Annotated in this window: 22 protein-coding genes; 10 read left to right on the plus strand and 12 right to left on the minus strand. The window is 67.7% G+C overall.

Annotated features, from left to right (window positions below):
• Window positions 1-35: 35 nt before the first annotated feature.
• The 4 genes from OHA10_RS15345 (at window position 36) to OHA10_RS15360 (ending at window position 2,544) form a co-directional block, all read left to right on the plus strand.
• On the plus strand, window positions 36-863 hold the full coding sequence (locus tag OHA10_RS15345; RefSeq protein ID WP_371406873.1) for a hypothetical protein: 828 nt from the start codon (window positions 36-38) through the stop codon (window positions 861-863).
• Between the two features lie 62 nt (window positions 864-925).
• Complete coding sequence (locus tag OHA10_RS15350; RefSeq protein WP_371406874.1) at window positions 926-1,336, plus strand: DoxX family protein; 411 nt, start codon at window positions 926-928, stop codon at window positions 1,334-1,336.
• Window positions 1,337-1,375: 39 nt separating this feature from the next.
• Entirely contained in the window at window positions 1,376-1,885 is a 510-nt protein-coding gene (locus tag OHA10_RS15355; protein WP_371406875.1) for a sigma-70 family RNA polymerase sigma factor, read from the plus strand.
• Entirely contained in the window at window positions 1,882-2,544 is a 663-nt protein-coding gene (locus OHA10_RS15360; RefSeq protein ID WP_371406876.1) for an anti-sigma factor, read from the plus strand. The genes OHA10_RS15355 and OHA10_RS15360 overlap by 4 nt, the downstream gene beginning before the upstream one ends.
• Window positions 2,545-2,899: 355 nt before the next feature.
• On the opposite strand, the gene OHA10_RS15365 is transcribed toward OHA10_RS15360, so the two are convergent.
• Both OHA10_RS15365 and OHA10_RS15370 read right to left on the minus strand, forming a co-directional pair.
• Window positions 2,900-3,136: a hypothetical protein gene (locus OHA10_RS15365; protein WP_371406877.1), complete on the minus strand. Its 237-nt coding sequence runs from the start codon at window positions 3,134-3,136 to the stop codon at window positions 2,900-2,902.
• Window positions 3,137-3,199: 63 nt separating this feature from the next.
• The gene (locus OHA10_RS15370; RefSeq protein ID WP_371406878.1) at window positions 3,200-3,877 is read right to left on the minus strand and encodes an ArsR/SmtB family transcription factor; all 678 of its coding nucleotides are present in this window, start codon (window positions 3,875-3,877) and stop codon (window positions 3,200-3,202) included.
• A 67-nt stretch (window positions 3,878-3,944) separates the two neighbouring features.
• On the opposite strand from OHA10_RS15370, the gene OHA10_RS15375 reads away from it, so the two are divergent.
• On the plus strand, window positions 3,945-4,556 hold the full coding sequence (locus OHA10_RS15375; RefSeq protein WP_371406879.1) for a flavin reductase family protein: 612 nt from the start codon (window positions 3,945-3,947) through the stop codon (window positions 4,554-4,556).
• A gap of 17 nt (window positions 4,557-4,573) precedes the next feature.
• Here the strand turns inward: OHA10_RS15375 and OHA10_RS15380 are convergent, their stop codons facing one another.
• The 5 genes from OHA10_RS15380 to OHA10_RS15400 are packed head-to-tail and all read right to left on the minus strand — an operon-like array spanning window position 4,574 to window position 8,004.
• Window positions 4,574-5,359, minus strand: coding sequence for an arylamine N-acetyltransferase (locus OHA10_RS15380; protein ID WP_371406880.1), 786 nt, complete (start codon window positions 5,357-5,359; stop codon window positions 4,574-4,576).
• A 24-nt stretch (window positions 5,360-5,383) separates the two neighbouring features.
• Window positions 5,384-5,779, minus strand: coding sequence for a VOC family protein (locus tag OHA10_RS15385; protein WP_371406881.1), 396 nt, complete (start codon window positions 5,777-5,779; stop codon window positions 5,384-5,386).
• Window positions 5,780-5,790: 11 nt separating this feature from the next.
• The gene (locus OHA10_RS15390; RefSeq protein ID WP_371406882.1) at window positions 5,791-6,141 is read right to left on the minus strand and encodes an SgcJ/EcaC family oxidoreductase; all 351 of its coding nucleotides are present in this window, start codon (window positions 6,139-6,141) and stop codon (window positions 5,791-5,793) included.
• Window positions 6,138-7,286, minus strand: coding sequence for a YbfB/YjiJ family MFS transporter (locus tag OHA10_RS15395; RefSeq protein WP_371406883.1), 1,149 nt, complete (start codon window positions 7,284-7,286; stop codon window positions 6,138-6,140). The genes OHA10_RS15390 and OHA10_RS15395 overlap by 4 nt, the downstream gene beginning before the upstream one ends.
• 7 nt (window positions 7,287-7,293) lie before the next feature.
• Window positions 7,294-8,004 carry an SDR family NAD(P)-dependent oxidoreductase gene (locus OHA10_RS15400; protein WP_371406884.1) on the minus strand — a complete coding sequence of 237 codons (711 nt, stop codon included), beginning with the start codon at window positions 8,002-8,004 and terminating at the stop codon, window positions 7,294-7,296.
• A gap of 109 nt (window positions 8,005-8,113) precedes the next feature.
• Between OHA10_RS15400 and OHA10_RS15405 the strand changes: the two genes are divergently transcribed.
• Complete coding sequence (locus tag OHA10_RS15405) at window positions 8,114-9,025, plus strand: LysR family transcriptional regulator (protein WP_371406885.1); 912 nt, start codon at window positions 8,114-8,116, stop codon at window positions 9,023-9,025.
• Here the strand turns inward: OHA10_RS15405 and OHA10_RS15410 are convergent.
• Window positions 9,013-9,792, minus strand: a complete 780-nt coding sequence (locus tag OHA10_RS15410) for a GntR family transcriptional regulator (protein WP_371406886.1) — start codon at window positions 9,790-9,792, stop codon at window positions 9,013-9,015. The genes OHA10_RS15405 and OHA10_RS15410 overlap by 13 nt on opposite strands.
• An 82-nt stretch (window positions 9,793-9,874) precedes the next feature.
• On the opposite strand from OHA10_RS15410, the gene OHA10_RS15415 reads away from it, so the two are divergent.
• Entirely contained in the window at window positions 9,875-10,960 is a 1,086-nt protein-coding gene (locus tag OHA10_RS15415; protein WP_371406887.1) for a YeiH family protein, read from the plus strand.
• On the opposite strand, the gene OHA10_RS15420 is transcribed toward OHA10_RS15415, so the two are convergent.
• From OHA10_RS15420 to OHA10_RS15430, 3 genes are all read right to left on the minus strand, one after another.
• Complete coding sequence (locus tag OHA10_RS15420) at window positions 10,945-12,753, minus strand: glycoside hydrolase family 2 protein (RefSeq protein ID WP_371406888.1); 1,809 nt, start codon at window positions 12,751-12,753, stop codon at window positions 10,945-10,947. The two genes, OHA10_RS15415 and OHA10_RS15420, sit on opposite strands and share 16 nt — an antisense overlap.
• A gap of 485 nt (window positions 12,754-13,238) precedes the next feature.
• Window positions 13,239-13,949: a class I SAM-dependent methyltransferase gene (locus OHA10_RS15425; protein WP_371406889.1), complete on the minus strand. Its 711-nt coding sequence runs from the start codon at window positions 13,947-13,949 to the stop codon at window positions 13,239-13,241.
• Window positions 13,946-14,395 (minus strand): GNAT family N-acetyltransferase, encoded by a 450-nt coding sequence (locus OHA10_RS15430; RefSeq protein WP_371406890.1) that lies wholly within the window; start codon window positions 14,393-14,395, stop codon window positions 13,946-13,948. Before OHA10_RS15430 ends, OHA10_RS15425 begins: the two co-directional genes overlap by 4 nt.
• Window positions 14,396-14,576: 181 nt before the next feature.
• On the opposite strand from OHA10_RS15430, the gene OHA10_RS15435 reads away from it, so the two are divergent.
• Genes OHA10_RS15435 through OHA10_RS15445 form a run of 3 tightly spaced genes read left to right on the plus strand, consistent with a single transcriptional unit; the run spans window position 14,577 to window position 16,422 of the window.
• Entirely contained in the window at window positions 14,577-15,371 is a 795-nt protein-coding gene (locus OHA10_RS15435; protein WP_371406891.1) for a TRM11 family methyltransferase, read from the plus strand.
• A gap of 9 nt (window positions 15,372-15,380) precedes the next feature.
• Window positions 15,381-15,764 (plus strand): ArsR/SmtB family transcription factor, encoded by a 384-nt coding sequence (locus tag OHA10_RS15440; protein ID WP_371406892.1) that lies wholly within the window; start codon window positions 15,381-15,383, stop codon window positions 15,762-15,764.
• Window positions 15,757-16,422 (plus strand): cation diffusion facilitator family transporter, encoded by a 666-nt coding sequence (locus tag OHA10_RS15445; protein ID WP_371406893.1) that lies wholly within the window; start codon window positions 15,757-15,759, stop codon window positions 16,420-16,422. Before OHA10_RS15440 ends, OHA10_RS15445 begins: the two co-directional genes overlap by 8 nt.
• Here OHA10_RS15445 and OHA10_RS15450 read toward each other — a convergent pair.
• Window positions 16,390-17,274, minus strand: a complete 885-nt coding sequence (locus OHA10_RS15450) for an amidohydrolase family protein (RefSeq protein ID WP_371406894.1) — start codon at window positions 17,272-17,274, stop codon at window positions 16,390-16,392. The two genes, OHA10_RS15445 and OHA10_RS15450, sit on opposite strands and share 33 nt — an antisense overlap.
• Between the last annotated feature and the right edge of the window lie 2 nt (window positions 17,275-17,276).

Below are 17,276 nucleotides of genomic sequence, written 5' to 3' on the forward strand. Positions count from 1 at the left end.
TCCGGTCGGGGGTGCGGGATCAACAGACTGGCCGCATGAGGCGAGCGGTGGTTGCGTGGGCGGTGGCGTACGGCGGTCTGCGGGTTTGGTTCGCGACCGGCCACGCCCCAACGTGGAAGCTACCCGGCAACGACCTCCTCGTCCCGCACTGGGTCGCAGTCGCCGGCTGTCTTGTCACTGCCCTGGCTGTCATCAAGATCAGACCACGGGTGCTGTGGACGCTCGCCGCCGGGTGGGTTGCGGCAGCGGCGTTCATCTTGCTTGACCTTGTAGGCGGGGTGCTGCCAGGGCTTGGGATTCCGTTCGATCCACTCGGGATGCTCTGTCGGCTAGGGGCGATTCTCGGCGCCGTGCTGCTGGGCGTGACTGCGAAAGCGCATCAATCCGAAGCGAAGCCCTGGCCACCCTGGATCGCGACTCTCGGCGCATGGATGGCAGTGGTCGGTTGTCTTACGCGGCTTGGGGCGCAAGCGGTGGTTGGGTTCGGGGAGACGCCGTACGACGGGAATCTGTCAGTGGTCCTGTTCGAAGGAGGCTTTCTGCTTGTCGGGATACTCCTGCCGTTCCTGCTGGTGCATCCGATCGGGCGGCGCTTCCCGCGGTGGATGCTGCTCACCCCGGGCTTCGTGATCGGCACCGGCATGACGGCGTACTTCGGTGTGGGCCTGATCCAGATGATCGTCGCCGTCGCGCAGGGCAAACCGCCGTACGACGATGTCGGGCTGCCGGACGCGTTCTTCTGGGTGGCGGTGCCGGCGTACATCGTCTGGGGAGTCGGTCTGCTGCTCGCTGCGCGCGGCTACCAATTCGGGACCCGGAAGGCAACCGATTCGGAGTGTGATCTGAAAATCACCCACGGTTGAACCAAGTGTAGCGTTCAATCGTTCGAATCAGGGACCGCCCCCACTGCGAGGAGTGAGGCCCTGTGCAGGTGCTTGAGCGTTTTCAGAACGAAGTGATCGGCGTCTTCCGGATCGTCGTCGGGTTCCTGTTCGCCACCCACGGCGCGGCCGCGCTGTTCGGCGTACTCGGGACGGAAAAGGTCGCAGCGCTGGTCTGGCCGTCCTGGTGGGCGGCGTTGATCCAGGCGGTCGGCGGCGCACTGGTGATGATCGGGCTCGGCACCCGGTACGCCGCGCTGCTCTGCTCGGGCTCGATGGCCTTCGCGTATTTCACTGTCCACCAGACAGGTGCTTTGCTTCCTGTGCAGAATGGTGGCGAGAAGGCGGCGCTGTTCTGCTTCGCCTTCCTGCTGATCGCGTTCCTGGGCAACGGCGCCTGGTCGGTCGAGCGGGCAGCCCGAACGGCGCCACAGCGAGCAACCCCAGCCGACTGAGCGATGTCCGACCCTTTGTCCCACAGAGCAGGAGCGCCGATGGCCGACGACCGGGCGGCGCTGCTGCGTGAGCTGCACGACGTGCACGCTCCCGCGCTGTGGCGGTTCGTCGTCCGGCTGACCGGTGACGATCGGCTGGCCGAGGACGTCGTACAGGAGACCCTGCTCAGAGCGTGGCGCCGGCCGAACATCCTGTCCGAGGACGAGGCGGGAGCCCGGGCGTGGCTGTTCACGGTGGCGCGCAACCTCGTCATCGACGACCGGCGCAGTGCCCGGGTCAGCCGGGAGGTGGCCAGCGACGACCTCCCGGAGAACCCGAGCGCCGACCACGCGAACGCCGTACTCGACGCGTGGCTGGTGGCCGAATCCCTGGCACAGTTGTCTGAAGAGCATCGGCAAGTAATCGTTCGGGCGTACTACGGCCGCCGTACCGTCACCGATATCGCCGAGGAGCTGGACATCCCGTCGGGCACGGTGAAGTCGCGGCTGCACTACGGGCTGCGGGCGCTGAAGCTCGCGCTGCAGGAGAAGGGGGTGACAAGTCAGTGAGCGACCCGTACCGGGAGTGGGACTCGGCGTACCTGCTCGGGGCGTTGTCGGCGAAGGACCGCCGCGCGTACGAGGAGCACCTGCGTACCTGTGCCGAATGCTCGGCCGAGGTTGCATCGCTGGCCGGCGTGCCCGGCGTACTCGCCGCTCTCCCGGCCGAACGGGCCCTGGCCACCATCACGGCCGAGCCGCCGAACTTGTTGCCCGATCTGGTCCGCAAGGTCCAGCGTGATCGGCGCAAGCAACGCATCCGGCTCGGAGCGTTGATCGCCGGGGTCGGCGTCACGGCCGCCGCGATCGGCGCGGTCATCGCGATCCCGCTGACCGATGACGAGCCGCAAGGCGACTACGTCGTACTCGCGCAGACGGTGAGCAGCAAGCTGTCCGCGGATGCCCGGCTGGTTCCGGAGCGTTGGGGTACGACGATCGAGATCAGCTGCCGGTACGACGAACTCGCGACGCCGAGCGAACGCGCCCGCGGATATGAGCTGTACGTCACAGACGCTTCCGGCAAGGCGTCGCTGATCGCGAGCTGGACGTCGTCGCCCGGTACGACGGTGAAACCGGCCGCCACGACGAAGCTGCAGCGCAACGAGATCAAGGCGCTGGACATCCGGAGTTCTGAGACCGGCCGGGTCCTGCTCGCCGTGCACTTCTGAGTAAACATCCGGATACGAATGATCACGGGCTGTTGGGGCACCTGAAGGTCACGAACGGTTGTCGCTCGAGAGGCCGCCGATCCAGACCCCGGTGTTCAGGGACGTGCACCGGGGTCGCGGCCTGTCCACGCCGTACGCGACCCGGTTGGAAGAAACTTCGGTGGAACCTGTAACACTCGCCCCGTTATCAGCGATACACCCTGTGTAACGCCACTGAGGTTCCCGTCCCAGGTCAACCGCCCGAAGGGCCTGGGGCGGGTTCCTCTCGTTCGTCTGAGGCGCCACGGCGGCGTTATGCGCACAAAGGCCCCCGGTGATGCTCACCCGGGGGCCTTCGTGTCTGTGCGGTCCCTCCCTAGGACGCTCTCTCCGTGCCGTCCGACGCCGGTAAGGCGATCCGGTCCGCCGGTAGGCGTTCCGTCCGCTCGCTACCGTCGTCGCCCTCGTACTGCACCAGGGCGGTCCATCCCGACTCCTCATGGTCGCGGCCGATCAGCCAGCCGCGACGCCACTGACCGTCGACACGGACGACCACATGGCTGGGCAGAGGGAGACGGGACACCAGCTCGGTGCCGGGCTCGAACTCAGTCATGGCCGAAGGTTAAGTGCTATCCGCGCTGAGCGCTTCCTGAAAGCGTGTTCCCTCATACACTTCTCAGACTCCGGACGAGAGTCCAAACGCTTGTACGGCGCCGTTCACCTTCAGGGCGCGCCCGCCAGGAATGTGACTTACCCAACCCTGCTGAAGCGCGTGCGAACACAGCGCGGCGCCGACCGCGCCGGCCAGATGCGGCCGTCGTTCGGTGACGTCCAGGCAGGATCTGAGCGGCGGCCGGCCGCGGCGTACCTCGACCTGCACGCCGAGATTCTCCAACCAGGCTTGGCCTTCCGGCGTCAACGCGATCCCGTCGGACCAGTCGATGAGACCACGCTCTGTCATCGCGTCGGCCAGCGCGACGCCGAGTTTGCCTGCCAGGTGGTCGTAGCACGTCCTGGCTCTGGCGAACGCGTCTCGTTTGCTGACCGCCGACAGGCTGTTCGCGACCTCGGTACGGCGGGGTGCCAGCGCGGCGAGTCCTTCGATCAATTCGGCGGTGTCCGGTCCGGCGAGCTTCACGTAGCGGTGGCGGCCCTGCCGTACTTCGGTCAGCAGGCCGCCGCCGACGAGCAGGTTGAGATGCTCGCTGATCGTCGGGCGCGACACCTTGGCCAGCTTCGCGAGCTCGGTCGCGGTCCACGCCCGGCCGTCGAGCAACGCCAGACAGACCGTCGCGCGCGTCCCGTCGGCGAGCATCCGCGCCCAGCCGGCCAGCTCCTCACCTTCGGCACTCATACCCGCCATCATGCCTGCTCGACAGTTAGGCGAACGCCGAATCGTCGCGTGCCTACTGTCGCTTCACATGACTCATCTGACCATCGAACCTTCGATCCTGTACGTCGGAACCCCGGTCGCGCTGCTCAGTACGGTGAACGAGGACGGGACCGTGAACCTGGCGCCGATGTCGTCGGCGTGGGCGCTGGGCGATGTCGTGGTCCTCGGCGTCGGCGTGACCGGTCAGACCGCGATCAACCTCCGCTCGCGCCCCGACGTGGTCATCAACTTCCCGTCGCCTTCACAGTGGGAGGCGGTTGAGCGTCTGGCCGGCCTGACCGGACGCAACCCCGTGCCTGAGCACAAGCAGCCCCGGTTCCGCTTCGAGCGTGAGAAGTTCGCGGCTGCCGGGCTGACGCCGACCGCCTCGGAGTTGGTTGCTCCACCTCGCGTGCTCGAGTGCCCGATCCAGTTCGAGGCAACCGTCACCCACGCCGAGCTAGATGCCAAGGGCAACTTCTTGATCGCCCAGGCCGAGGTCCTACGAGTCCACGCCGAGGAGGCGATCGTGGTCCCCGGCACTTCACACGTCGACCCCGGCACTTGGTCCCCCCTCATCTACAACTTCCGCCACTACTTCGGCCTGGCAGACGAACTGGGCGAGTCCTTCCGGACTGAAACCCCCAGGAAGTGGATGTAGCAACGTGCGAGGGGTGACTACATCAGGCGGAGGCGGTCGAGTTCTTCGTCGCTTAGGTGGACGTCGAGGGATTTGAGTACTTCGGGGAGGTCGTGTGCTGGGACGGTGCGCTCCGTCGTGTGGCCGTCGGCGTACTCGACGACGAGTTTGTCGCCTACCAAGCGGCGTACGACGCCGTCCGCCACGCGCATCACCACCGGACGACCGGTGAAAGGTGAGTTCGCGTGGGTGGAGACGTAGTGGTGGTAGACCTCGTAGTCGATCGGGCGCACGGGCTCGTCGTTCGATGCGTGTTGTGGTTCCCAATCATCAGCTGTCTTCTTCGAGAGCGTCCAGACGTCGCCGTCGAGCGTGAGCCGGTGATCCCACCCGGCCTGGTCCACCAGGGCGCCGTCCTTCAACGGAGTCGGATAAAGCTGACCAGCCCCGAAACCGACATCGGCCAGGAACCACTCCCCACCAACCCCCACCTTCAACAAAGCGTGCGTACGCGGCCCCGCCTTGTGCGGCTGCACCCGAGCAACCCGCCGTACGACGTCGAACCCGAGCTGCTCGAGCGCCGCCCCGAACAGCAACGCGTGCTCGTAGCAGTACCCACCTCGCTGCCGACCGACCAGCTTCGCCTGGATGGCCTCCAGTGAGATCCCGGGATGCGTCCCGAGGACGACGTCGAGGTTCTCGAACGGGATCGCCAGCACGTGCGCCCGATGCAGACTCCGCAACGCATCCGCGGACGGCGCCACCCGCGCGTGCCCGATCCGGGCGAGGTAGGCGTCCAGGTCAAGGCTTTCGATGTTCCACATGATCCCTACCCCAACACTTCAAGCCTACTTCAGGTCAAGCTCGGTGAAGAGCGTCAGCTGGATGCCGCCAGGCGTTTCGAGTCGGGCGTTGAGCGAGTTCCACGGCGTACGCGTCGGCTCCGCGATCACCGTCGCGCCGGCGTCGGCCAACTTCCGCGTCGTCGCCGCCGAGTCCTCCACCTCGAACGCGACCCGGTACTTCCCGGCCACCCGCCGACCGACCTCGACCGCGTCGATGAAGTCCGCCTGCCCCGGATCCGCGATCTCGAGCGTGGCCCGCTCGACCTCGAGGATCGTCACCCGTCCGTCGTCCGAGGAGTACGACGCCCGCTCGGGCAGCCCGAGTACGTCGCGGTAGAACGCGACCGCCTCCTCGTAGTCGTCCGCCGTGACCACCAACCGCAGTTCCTTGACCGTCATCCCCTCAGTATCTACAACCGCGAGACCTGGTAGTGCGAGATCAGCCAGCCGTCTGACGTCCGGCGGACGATGACGCTCAGGTTGACCGGGAGCGTCGGGCGATCGATGAAGGAGAAGTCGACGGCCAGGTAGGCGAGCACGGTGTCGTCGGCGAGCCGGCGGGTCTCCAGCAGTTTGTACTGCGGAGACAGGCCGATGGGCTGGGATTCGTAGTACTCCGCGACGGCGTCACGACCGACGCCGTACGGATGCAGGCCTTGGAAGATCGCGTCCTCGGTGAAGAGGGCCGCGGCTCGTTGCGGGTCGTGGTCGTCGATGGCTGACTTCCACTGGGTGAGTACGTCGTCCAGGATGTCGTTCATGTGAGTTCCTTCGGTTGGTGGCGGACCAGGAGCGCGGCGGTCGCGGCGAGAGCCACGACGCCGGCGCTGACCAGGAGCGCCTGGTGGTATCCGTTGTGGAGCAAGGGTCCGACGGCCAGCGGCCCGATGATCTGGCCGAGGCTGTAGCCGGTGGTGAGGACGGCGACCGCGTGCGGTACGTCGAGTTCGGCGCCGAGCGCGATCGCGAGATTGGCCACACCGAGGAAGGTCGCCCCGAAGAGCGCGGCGGAGATCAACGCGGCAGCGATCCCGTGGATGAACGTCGGTAGCGCGATGCCGACTGCCTGGAGGACCAGCGCGACCAGGAGGAGCGTCGATCGCGACCACGATCGGCTCAACCAGGCCCAGATCGCGGTCGACGGCAGCGCGGCCAGGCCGACGATGATCCAGGCGCCGTTGCCGACGGCGCCGGTTGCGGTTTCGTTGATCGCGGCAACGAGGAATGTCCCCGCGATGATGTAGCCGATGCCTTCCAAGGTGTAGCTGGCGAGGAGGGCGTTGAAGTGTCGTGATCTGGTCTTGCCCGCGGCTGTGCGTGGCGTGGGTGATCCGGTCAGGTGCCAGGCGGGGACGGTGCACGCGATCGTCAGCACGGCGGTGATCCACCACGCCGTACGCCAGTTGCCGCCGGCAAGTACTGCGCCGGAGAGCGCGATGCCCGCCCCGACTCCGCCGAAGGTCCAGCCCACGTGGTGGCTGTGCAGTCGGGGGAGTACGGCGCTGACCGCGATCACGAACACCAGCGCGCTCGCGATCCCCGCGATCAATCGCAGGCTGAGCCAGAGCGGACCGCTCCGGTCGAGCGGCATGAGCGCGAGGGTCGCGGTGAGGATGAGCAGCGACAGCCGGAGTGCCCAGCGGGAGTGGAGCAGGCGCGGTACGGCGATCGCGGCCAGCGCGCCGGCCAGGTAGCCGGTGTAGTTGGCCGTCGCGAGCGCTGCGCCGAGGCGCGGTGACAGGCCGGCCTGCGCGTGCATCATCGGCAGGATCGGCGTGTACGCGAACCGGCCGATCCCCATCCCACCGGCCAACGCCGCCGCACCCTGCCCAGCCAACCGCCACGCCGCACCACCACTGACCGCCCCAACAGGCGACTTCTCGACGCCCAACGTCTTTGTCGTCATGGCTGTGTCAGTGGCCGGCCTGCTGGCCGCCGTCTACGTGGAGGACCTCGCCGGTGACGAACTTCGCACCTTCCAGGTAGGTGATCGCGTCGACGATCTCGTCGATCTCGCCGAGGCGGCCGACCGGGTGTAGCGCTGCCAAGAACTGATGCGTCTCCTCCGGGTGCATCGGAGTACGGATGACCCCTGGCGCGACCGCGTTGAAACGGATCCCGCGCGCGGCGTACTCGGTCGCGAGGGACTTCGTGACCGAGTTCAGGCCGCCCTTGGTGAGTGCGGCCAGGGCGGACGGGACGGTGCTGAAGGCGTGCTCCGCGAAGCTCGTGGTGATGTTGACGACGTGCCCGCCGTCCTCGTTCTGGAGCATCGCGGTGATCGCGCGCCGCGTGGTGTCGAAGAAGCCACGCAGGTTGATCCCGCTGATCGTGTCGTAGTCCTCGTCGGTGTACTCCGTGAACGGCTTGGCGACGAAGATGCCCGCGTTGTTGATGAGCGTGTCGATCCGGCCGAAGGTGTCGAGGCCCTGCTCGATCACTCGCGCGCCCGTGCCCGGCTCAGCGATGTCGCCGGGGACCGCCAGGACGAGCGGGTCGTCGGAGCGCGTGATCGTGCGCGAGTTCGCGACGACGGCATAGCCGAGCTTGCGGTACGCCGTGACCAGGCCCGCCCCGATGCCCTGGGACGCTCCGGTGATCACGGCGACTTTCTGGTGGTTCATGGTTCTCCTCATCGGAAGTGGTTGTAGTTCGATGGTTGTCGAACCATGCGAGCTTTTCCACGACCGCTTTGCTCCCAGCTGGGAGGCTCGGCCTACTACGCTGTGGCAGGTGGAGCTGCGGCAGTTGCGGTACTTCGTGGCGGTCGCCGAGGAGCTGAACTTCGGGCGGGCCGCGGCCCGGTTGCACATCGCCGGCCCGTCGTTGTCGCAGCAGATCAAGTCGCTCGAGCGCGACCTCGGCGTGCGGTTGTTCGAGCGTGACCGCCGTACCGTGACGTTGACCGCGCACGGCGAGACCTTGCTGCCGCAGACGCGGGCGTTGCTCGAGCAGGCGGACGCGTTGCGGCGTACGGCGCGAGGGTTCGCGGCGAACGAGCCGGTGCGGTTGGGGTACGTCAGCTGGCGGCCTTCGGACTTGGCCGAGCGGGTGTCGGGGGTCGCGCAGTTGCTGGTCGACGCGTGGGTGATGCCGTCGCACACGCAGGCCGCGCGGGTTGCGGACGGCAGTATCGACCTGGCCATCTGCTGGGTGCGCGCGACGGACCTGGCCGAGCAGGAGCTGTCCGGCCGGCTGCTGGGGGCGGACCGGTTGTTCGCGGTGTCAGTCGGTGACGAGTCGCCGGTTCGGGCGCGGGACACGGTCGTGCTGGTTGATGCGGACACCGAAGCGTGGGCTTCGTGGAACATCTACGCGGTCGAGTTCGCTCGTGCGACCGGCGCCGCGGTCGAGCGGATCGAGGACCACGGGATCACCGGCCCGGGGTTCTTCGATCATGTACGGCGGTTGGGCCGGCCCGTCGTCAGCTCGCCGAAACGGGATGCGACGCCGCTGCCGCGCGGCTTCGTGCGTAGGCCGGTGGTCGATCCGGTCCCGGTCTGGACGTGGGCGCTGGTGTCGCGGCAGGACGAAGCGCGTCCCGCCGTACGTGCGGCTGTCGATGCGCTGACGCGGGATGTGAAGGTCGACTTCGACCCGGCCGCGTCGTGGTTGCCTGCGGACGACCCGTTTCACCAGGCCTGAGAGAGCGCCGTGGTGCTTGGCGTCAGGCGGTAGCCGGCGTTGGCCGAGAACTCGGCGGACAGAGCGAACCGGTCGCCGCGGACGAGTGTGTGCCGCCACTCGACCGGACGGTTCTGCGCGGTGCCTTGGCGGACGATGGAGAACACGGCGGCGTCGGCGGGGCAATGCAGGAGGGTGCGCTCGGACGGACTCGGGTTCACCGCGCGGATGTCTTCGCGGCCGTGGTCCAGGCTGATACCGGTGCGCGTGGCCAGCTCGTTGTAGAGGCTGGTGTGGGTGAAGTCGGCGTCGAGCAGCGGTTCGGCGAAGGTCGCCGGGAGCCAGACGCGGTCGAGAGCGAGCGGCTCGTCGCCGGCGTACCGGAGGCGCTCGAGGTAGAGCAGCGGGGTGGATCCGTCGAGGTTGAGGCGGGCGGCGATCACGCCGTCGGCGCGGACGTCGAGTGCGCGTACGGCGCTGCGCTGGGGGAGACCGGATTCCTCGACCGAGGAGAACAGGCTGTAGAGCGCGCCCATCGGCTGCCGGATCTCCGGCACCGTCGCGACCCGCGGCTGGCGGCCTCGCTCGGCGATGATCAGTCCGTCGGTGCGTAGCTGACCGAGCGCCTGGCGAACGGTGTGCCGGCTGACGGCGTACTCGTCGACGAGTGCGAGCTCCCCGGGGAAGGCGTCGTCGAACTCCCCGGACCGCAGCCGCCGAACGAGATCCTCCTGCAACTGCTTCCACAGCGGCCCGCCGCCGGCACGGTCCAGCCTGCCCACGCTCATCCGTTCCTTCCGGGTTGCTAAATGTCCGGTCATCTCCTACCGTAAATGTGCGTACATTTCCACGGGAAGGACCGGCTCAGTGGTGCACCTTGAGGTTAGGCCACGGCACGCCTCGACTGCTCCGCCCAAGCTGACGTCCCGGGTGCCCGGTCTGGCCGCGGTGCTGGTGCTCACGGCAGTCGCGGTCCCGCTCGGGCGATTGGTGCCCGTGGTCGGCGGGCCGGTGTTCGGGATCGTGCTCGGCGTGCTCGCCGGCCTCTTCATCTCGGCGCTCCGCAGCGACGCCTGCCGTCCGGGGTACGACTTCGCCTCGAAGACACTGCTCCAACTGTCGATCGTCGTGCTGGGGACCGGTCTGTCCCTCCAGCAGGTCGCGCGCGTCGGCGTCTCGTCGTTGCCGGTCATGCTCGGAACGCTCGCGCTCGCGCTGGGAGGAGCGTGGTTCTTCGGACGGCTGCTCGGCGTACGGGGAGATACCCAGACCCTGATCGGCGTGGGTACGGCGATCTGCGGTGGATCTGCGATCGCCGCCGCGACTGCCGCGATCGGCGCGCGGCGCTCGTCGGTCGCCTATGCGATGGCGACGATCTTCACCTTCAACATCGTCGCCGTACTCACGTTCCCGCCGCTCGGTCACCTGCTCGGGATGAGCTCGGAGTCCTTCGGGCTCTGGGCCGGTACGGCGGTCAACGACACGTCGTCCGTGGTCGCGGCCGGGTACGCGTACAGCCAGGCCGCGGGTGATCAGGCGATCGTCGTGAAGCTGACCCGGTCGCTGACCCTGATCCCGATCGTGCTGACGCTGGTCGCGCTGAAGATCCGGCGCGAGAACCGCGCGGCTCGGGCGCTCGACGCCGCTGCCGAGGGCTCGTACGCCGGTGCGACGGCATCGATCCGGAAGCCGCTGCCGTGGCGCAAGCTCGTCCCGCTGTTCCTGATCGGGTTCATCGCCGCCGCCGGATTGCGCAGTGCAGGCGCCATTCCGGACTCGTGGCTGCCGACGCTGACAATAGTCGGCAGCACACTAATCACATCCGCATTAGTTGCAATCGGACTATCAATGCGGCCCCGCGAACTCCGCGACGCAGGACCCCGGCCGCTCCTGCTCGGAGCGATCCTCTGGGTCCTGGTCGCGGTCGGCTCGCTTGTCCTTCAGTCCTTCTCGTAAGCCGCCTGGCGCTCCTGCACGGCCTTGATCCGCGGTACGTCGAGCTTGTTGCTGCGGTCGAAGTTGTAGATGCCGTTCTCTTCCTGGAACACGTCTGTCAGCTGCGTGTAGCAGTAGCCGAACATCAACTCGTTGTCGAGGAGTGCGTCGACCAGGCCGGCGAAGCGGGAGTAGAACTCCTCCTCGTCCGCGACGCGCTGACCGTAGCCCCAGGAGTCCGCCGAGTTCCCGCTCTTCCCGGCGGCAGCCTTCTCGGCGTTCCACCAGATACCGCCGAATTCACTACAGAAGTACGGCTGGCCGTCGTACGCGAGCGAGATCGGCTTGCCCTCGGGGCCGCCGGTGTTGCCGTACGGCTTGTCGTTGACCAGGTCCGCCATCTGCTCGGCGAACTTCGCCGGGTCCTGCTCGTAGTTGTGCGAGTCCCAGACGTCGGTCTCCGGCACACGGTGGCTGTAGCCGGACGCGTCCAGCACAGGGCGGCCGGTGTCCGCGGCCTTCGTCGCAAGGAACATCGCGCGGGTGACGTCGTCGAGCTGGGTGATCCGGTCGTGCAGGAGCTGGTGCGTCTCGTTGAGCGGGCACCAGCCGACGATGCTCGGGTGGCTGTAGTCGCGTTCGACCGCCTCGAGCCACTGCGCGACGTACGACGCCGTCGGCTGCTGGTTGTCGCTGCCGGTGTCGCCGACCCCGGAACCCCAGTCGCCGAACTCGCCCCAGACCAGGTATCCGAGCCGGTCCGCGTGGTACAGGAACCGCTCCTCGAACACCTTCTGGTGCAGCCGTGCGCCGTTGAACCCGGCCGCCAGGCTGAGCTCGATGTCGCGAACCAGCGCCTCCTCGGACGGCGCCGTCATCAGGCTCTCCGGCCAGTAGCCCTGGTCCAGGACGAGCCGCTGATAGACGTGCCGGCCGTTGATCAGGATCGCCTTGCCGTTGATGCTCACCGAGCGGAGACCGGCGTACGAGTCGGCGGCGTCCGTGATGTTGCCCTCGGCATCGATCAGCTCGAGGCGGACGTCGTACAGGTGCGGGTCGGTGGTGTCCCAGAGGCGGACGCGGTCGGCCGGGATCTGCAGGGTCAGGCGCGGGGCGAGGTCGAGATCGGCGCGGACCTCCTGGGTGACGACGTCGCCGTCGGCGTCCTTGAGGGTCGCGCGGATCTTGTAGCCGGGCTTGTTCGCGGAGACCGGTACTTCGAGGTGGAACGCGGAAGCGGCGACGTCCGGCGTGATGCGGGGCCGCTTCAGGTGCACCGTCGGGACTGCTTCGAGCCAGACGGTCTGCCAGATGCCGGTGGTGCGGGTGTAGAGGCAGCTGTGGTTGAAGTACAGCTGGCTCTGCTTGCCGCGCGCCTGCGGACCGCGGTGGCTGTCGCGCGCGCGGACGACGATCGTCGCTTCTTCGCCCGGGCCGGCGACGTGGCGGAGGTTGGCGCTGAACGGCGTGAACCCGCCGCGGTGCCGGACGACCTCGACGCCGTTCACCCACACGGTCGCGTCGTGGTCGACGGCCTGGAAGTGCAGCACCGCCTCCTTACCGGTCCAGTCGGCAGGGATCGTGACGGTGGTGCGGTACCAGACCGCCTCCAGGAAGTCGACCTCCTCGATCCCGGACAACTCGGACTCCGGCGCGAACGGTACGACGATCCGCTGCGTCAGCTCCCGCTCCCGCAGCCCACGCTCCAACCCGGAGTCCGACCGGTCGATCTCGAACTGCCAGTCACCGTTCAGATTCACCCACTCGGGACGAACGAACTGCGGACGCGGATACTCCGCACGAGGCTGCGACATGAACTCTCCCGTAAAGCTGATCGGTAGCGGGACATCCGCACTTTACAACGTTGAAATAGGGGCATCAATGGGGTCGGAGCAAATGGGGTCATACTCGCGCCGGCTCCCACCTCGCTACCGCTCGGCCCGGCCGCCCTTACTGTGGCCTCACCCGCCCGGTGTCCGGCGCTGCCGCGCGGTCGACCGCCACGAGGTGGTGTGGACAGGCGTTGATGCCGGTTGTGGAGAGGGTGCGACCGTCAGGATCACACGGAGTGCGAGTCGGCGCGGGGCCCTGGTTGTCAGGTAGGTGACGAGGGCCGTCGACCGAGTACGCCCGCGACCGCGCCGGAGCGGACCGCTGACACTGACCAACCCGCCACACCACCACCCAACGACAGCGCCGCACGCCGGACCACGCCTCACCGCAGCCGGCCGTGCTCGGTTGATCAGTGCCTCATGTCCGCACACACGCCGACTGACGACGCCGCTCGGTAGCCCAGGCGCTACAGGTTGGTGAAGAGCGCGGTGTTCAGGAAGTCGGGGGCGAAGGTGTCGGGGCGGGCGGGGTTCACGGGGCGGAGCTCGACCGGGGTGAGGGCGGCGAAGATCGTGCGGAGGTCCTCGAGGGAGAACGACATGCCGCCGTAGGTGTCGCCGGTGGTGACGATGTCCAGGTCGCTCGGGGTCTCCATCCGCTCCGCCGCGAAGGTGACGACTGCGAACCGCCCGCGGACCAGGGGAAGGATGCGGTCGAGGTAGGTGATCCGGCGGTGTGGTGCGATGTGGTGGAAGCATCCGGAGTCGTACACCACGTCGAACGGGCCGATCGGCAGCGGATCGCGCAGTACGTCGAGGGCCGTCAGCGTGACTGTCGCCGGCATGCTCGAGCGGAGTTTGTCGAGTAGTTCGCCGGCGAGGTCGACACCCTCGACCGTCGCGCCCTGCTCGGCGAACCATCGGGTGTTGCGGCCCGCGCCGCACCCGACGTCGAGGACCCGCGCGCCGGACAGCTCCCCGAGCAGACCGCGCTCGTGCCAGTCCACCAACGGCTCGTCAGGCAGTTGGCTGGTCAGCGGATGTCCGGGCGTCGTCAACAACCCGGTCCAATAGTCGGCCGCGGAAGCGTGAGCCCGATCGCCGCGCCCGCTCGATCCGACCATCTCGTCCAGCACGTCGAGCAGCTGATCGACCGTGTAGATGCGCGCCACAGTCACAGCACCTTTCCGTAGCAGCGGGTCAGTGGCTCGTTGACGTACTTCCCCCACGGGGCGATTCGGGTGTAGCCGCTCGACTCGTAGAGGGAGATGGCTTCGGGTTGGTTTTCGCTGGTGGTCAGGCGGAGGGTCGGATGGCCGGCTGTGCGGGCCGTCTGTTCCAGTGCGTTGAGGAGCGCTCGGGCGTAGCCGCGTCCGCGGGCTGCTGGTGTGACGTACATCCGCTTGAGCTCGCCATCGCCCGGATGGGCGGTGTCCGGACCGAATACCTGTAGGGCGGCGCATCCGACGGCGTGCTTGTCGGCGTCGAGGACGACGAAGTACCGTGCGCCGTCCTTGACCTGCGTCCGGCCCTCGGCGCCGTTGCGTGCTACCAGTTCGGCGAAGGCGGCTTCGAGCAGCGCAGCCAACTCCGCGTCGTCCGTCGACCGCTCCTCCAAGTGCATGACGCCAACAAAATCAGATGAAGGCGGGCGACGAAACCCAATACTCTCCGGGGTGATGGGACGTTCCTGAAGGCGTACGCACGACGGTTGAGGCGAGCTCCGCACGGAGTCCGCCAACCGGGTCGTGCCTGCGCCGCGCTTCGACTGAATCTGTCGATCGCGAGCCTTCAGGAGCCTTGTCGTGCCTTCCTGCACGGACCATCTTGTCCTCAGTACCATCGACGGCGCGGCCGATCTCCTCATCGAGGAGCTTCGGGCGATGTCGTCCGTCCGTTCGATCCGTCAGCTGTCCGCCGAGACCGTCGCGTGCGCGGTCGACGGTCCATGGGACGAACTCGTTGCCTGCGCGCTCTACTTCACGATCGCCGTCGGTGATCCGGGCAGACCGGCGGTCGAGGTCCCGTCGTTGTCGTGGATGCGTCGGTTCGGCCGGGTCGAACGGTTGCCTTGGTCAACGAATCCGGTCGTTGCCGAGGTTCTCGTCCGGCTGGCGAAGATCCGGCCGGGGGACCGTGTCGTCGACCCGTTCTGCGGCACGGGAACGATCCTCCGAGCGGTACGCCGTCGTACGCCGGCCGCCGACGTCATCGGGACGGATCACGATCCGTACGCGCTCGGGCTCGCGGCCGCGAACGGATGTCGCGAGCTCGCTCGTGCCAAGGCCGAGGCGCTTCCTTACGAGGACAAGAGCGTGGATCGGGTCGTGACGAATCTGCCGTTCGGTAAGCAGGTCGGGAGTCATCAGCTCAACCGCACGCTGTACCCGGCCGTCCTGCGTGAGCTCGATCGGGTCCTCACCGGTGACGGTCGCGTCGTCCTGCTGACCGAGGACAAAAGCCTTCTGCAGAACGCGATCCAGCGCCACCGAGCCCTCAAGGTCGTCCGTCAACGACTGCTCAAGTACAACGGCGCCACCCCGACCGCTTACGTCCTGACCCGCACGCAGGCCTGGACCAAGCGCACCTCTAAGCGATAACATCGCCAAATGACGATGAGTGCTGTCGGGGAGGACCTGGCGATCGCGGCGTGCCTGTTCCATGGGTTCAGTGATGCGTCGCGGCTGGCGATCGTGCGGCATCTCGCGCTCGGGGAGCATCGGGTTGTCGAGTTGACCGAGCATCTCGGGCTCGCGCAGTCGACCGTGTCCAAGCATCTCGCGTGTCTTCGGGACTGCGGGCTGGTCGAGTCGAGGCCGCAGGGGCGCGCGTCGATGTTCAGCCTCACGCACCCCGAGGCGACGATGGACCTCCTCGCCGCCGCCGAACGCCTCCTCGGCCTCACCGGCGACGCCGTCGCCCTCTGCCCCAACTACGGACTGACCAGTACCGGCAACAGCACCAGCGCAGAGCCGAAGCCGAGCCATGGCTGAACCGCTGCAGCTAGGAAAGGCCTGGTCGGTCGATCCCGCCGAACGCCGTCGCCTCGGCCGCCGCGCCCAGCTTCTGGCCGGTGCCTCGGTCACCTACAACGTGATCGAGGCCGTCGTCGCGGTCTCGTCGGGGATCGTCGCCGGCTCGGTCGCCCTGGTGGGATTCGGTCTGGACTCGGTCGTCGAGGTCTCCAGCGGCCTGATCATCCTCTGGCAGTTCCGCCACCCCCTCCCGGAGTCCCGCGAACGCCGGGCCCTCCGCCTGCTCGCCTTCTCCTTCTTCGCCCTCGCCGCGTACGTCGGCGTCGAATCGATCCGCACCTTGATCACCGGCGCCGACCCACATTCCTCGCCGGTCGGCATCGGCCTCGCGATCGCCTCCTTGATCGTGATGCCGTTCCTGTCGTGGGCGCAGCGTCGTACCGGGAAAGCGCTGGGCTCCAACGCCGTGGTCGCGGACTCGACCCAGACGCTGCTCTGCACCTACCTGTCGGCGGTGCTTCTGGTCGGATTGCTCCTCAATACGACCCTGGGTTGGTCCTGGGCGGACCCGATCGCCGGCCTGATCATCGCTGGAGTGGCTGTGCGGGAAGGAATCGAGGCCTGGCGCGGAGAGGGTTGCTGCTCACCCCTCGGCGGAGCTTGCAAGGCCGAGTAGCCGCGCCCCGTTCTCCCAGCAGACGGCGCGCAGCCAGTCGTCCCCCAGCCCCAACCCCTCGAGCGCGTCGAGCTGCACCGCGTACGCGTACGGGATGTTCGGGAAGTCGGTCCCCAGCACGATCCGGTCCTGCAGCTCGCCCAGCCGCGGCACCAGCTCGCGAGGGAACGGCATCATCGCTTCGGTGAACGGCGTCAGCGCCATCGTCGTGTCCAGGTGGACGTTCGGGTACGACGTGAGCGCGAGATGCTCGGCGTACTCCGGCATCCCGAGATGGGCGATGACCGCGGTCAGCCGGGGATGCCGGCGCAGCACCTCGCCCATCGGCCCAGGCCCGGTATGCCGGCCCGGGATCGGACCGGAGCCACAGTGGACGACCACTGGTGTGCGGGCTTCAGCCAGCTGCCCCCACACGTCGTCGAGCTCATCGGACCGCGGGTCGTAGTCGCCGACCTGCAGATGAACTTTGAAGATGCGGGTGCCGAGATCGAGAGCCTGCCGGACGTAGGCGGAGGCGGACGGCTCGGGATAGAAGGTGCCACTCGAGACGCAACCAGGGGTGACGGCGGCGAAGTCCCTGGCCCACTCGTTCAATGACGACGCCATCCCCGGCTTGTGCGGATAGACGAGCGCCGGAAACGCCCGCACGCCAAGCTCCGAAAGTGTCTTCACCCGTTCTGAGACCGAGGTCCGATACGTGATCGGCCACGCGGTCCCGTAGTGCTCCAACGCCTGGTCGAAGTACGCCCAGACCGCGTTCATCACCCGGTCCGGCAGGAAATGCACATGCACATCCACCAGACCGTCCAGCCCGAGCCGCCGCCACCAGGCCGGTACCTCCGCGTCACGCACGC

This window comes from Kribbella sp. NBC_00662, from assembly GCF_041430295.1.
Taxonomy (GTDB): domain Bacteria; phylum Actinomycetota; class Actinomycetes; order Propionibacteriales; family Kribbellaceae; genus Kribbella.

Coding starts and splice junctions, on each gene's coding strand:
- OHA10_RS15345 (WP_371406873.1), top strand. CDS start 36: ATGAGGCGAGCGGTGGTTGCGTGGGCGGTGGCGTACGGCGGTCTGCGG.
- OHA10_RS15355 (WP_371406875.1), top strand. CDS start 1,376: ATGGCCGACGACCGGGCGGCGCTGCTGCGTGAGCTGCACGACGTGCAC.
- OHA10_RS15365 (WP_371406877.1), bottom strand. CDS start 3,136: ATGACTGAGTTCGAGCCCGGCACCGAGCTGGTGTCCCGTCTCCCTCTG.
- OHA10_RS15370 (WP_371406878.1), bottom strand. CDS start 3,877: ATGAGTGCCGAAGGTGAGGAGCTGGCCGGCTGGGCGCGGATGCTCGCC.
- OHA10_RS15375 (WP_371406879.1), top strand. CDS start 3,945: ATGACTCATCTGACCATCGAACCTTCGATCCTGTACGTCGGAACCCCG.
- OHA10_RS15380 (WP_371406880.1), bottom strand. CDS start 5,359: ATGTGGAACATCGAAAGCCTTGACCTGGACGCCTACCTCGCCCGGATC.
- OHA10_RS15385 (WP_371406881.1), bottom strand. CDS start 5,779: ATGACGGTCAAGGAACTGCGGTTGGTGGTCACGGCGGACGACTACGAG.
- OHA10_RS15390 (WP_371406882.1), bottom strand. CDS start 6,141: ATGAACGACATCCTGGACGACGTACTCACCCAGTGGAAGTCAGCCATC.
- OHA10_RS15395 (WP_371406883.1), bottom strand. CDS start 7,286: ATGACGACAAAGACGTTGGGCGTCGAGAAGTCGCCTGTTGGGGCGGTC.
- OHA10_RS15400 (WP_371406884.1), bottom strand. CDS start 8,004: ATGAACCACCAGAAAGTCGCCGTGATCACCGGAGCGTCCCAGGGCATC.
- OHA10_RS15410 (WP_371406886.1), bottom strand. CDS start 9,792: ATGAGCGTGGGCAGGCTGGACCGTGCCGGCGGCGGGCCGCTGTGGAAG.
- OHA10_RS15420 (WP_371406888.1), bottom strand. CDS start 12,753: ATGTCGCAGCCTCGTGCGGAGTATCCGCGTCCGCAGTTCGTTCGTCCC.
- OHA10_RS15430 (WP_371406890.1), bottom strand. CDS start 14,395: ATGCACTTGGAGGAGCGGTCGACGGACGACGCGGAGTTGGCTGCGCTG.
- OHA10_RS15440 (WP_371406892.1), top strand. CDS start 15,381: ATGACGATGAGTGCTGTCGGGGAGGACCTGGCGATCGCGGCGTGCCTG.
- OHA10_RS15445 (WP_371406893.1), top strand. CDS start 15,757: ATGGCTGAACCGCTGCAGCTAGGAAAGGCCTGGTCGGTCGATCCCGCC.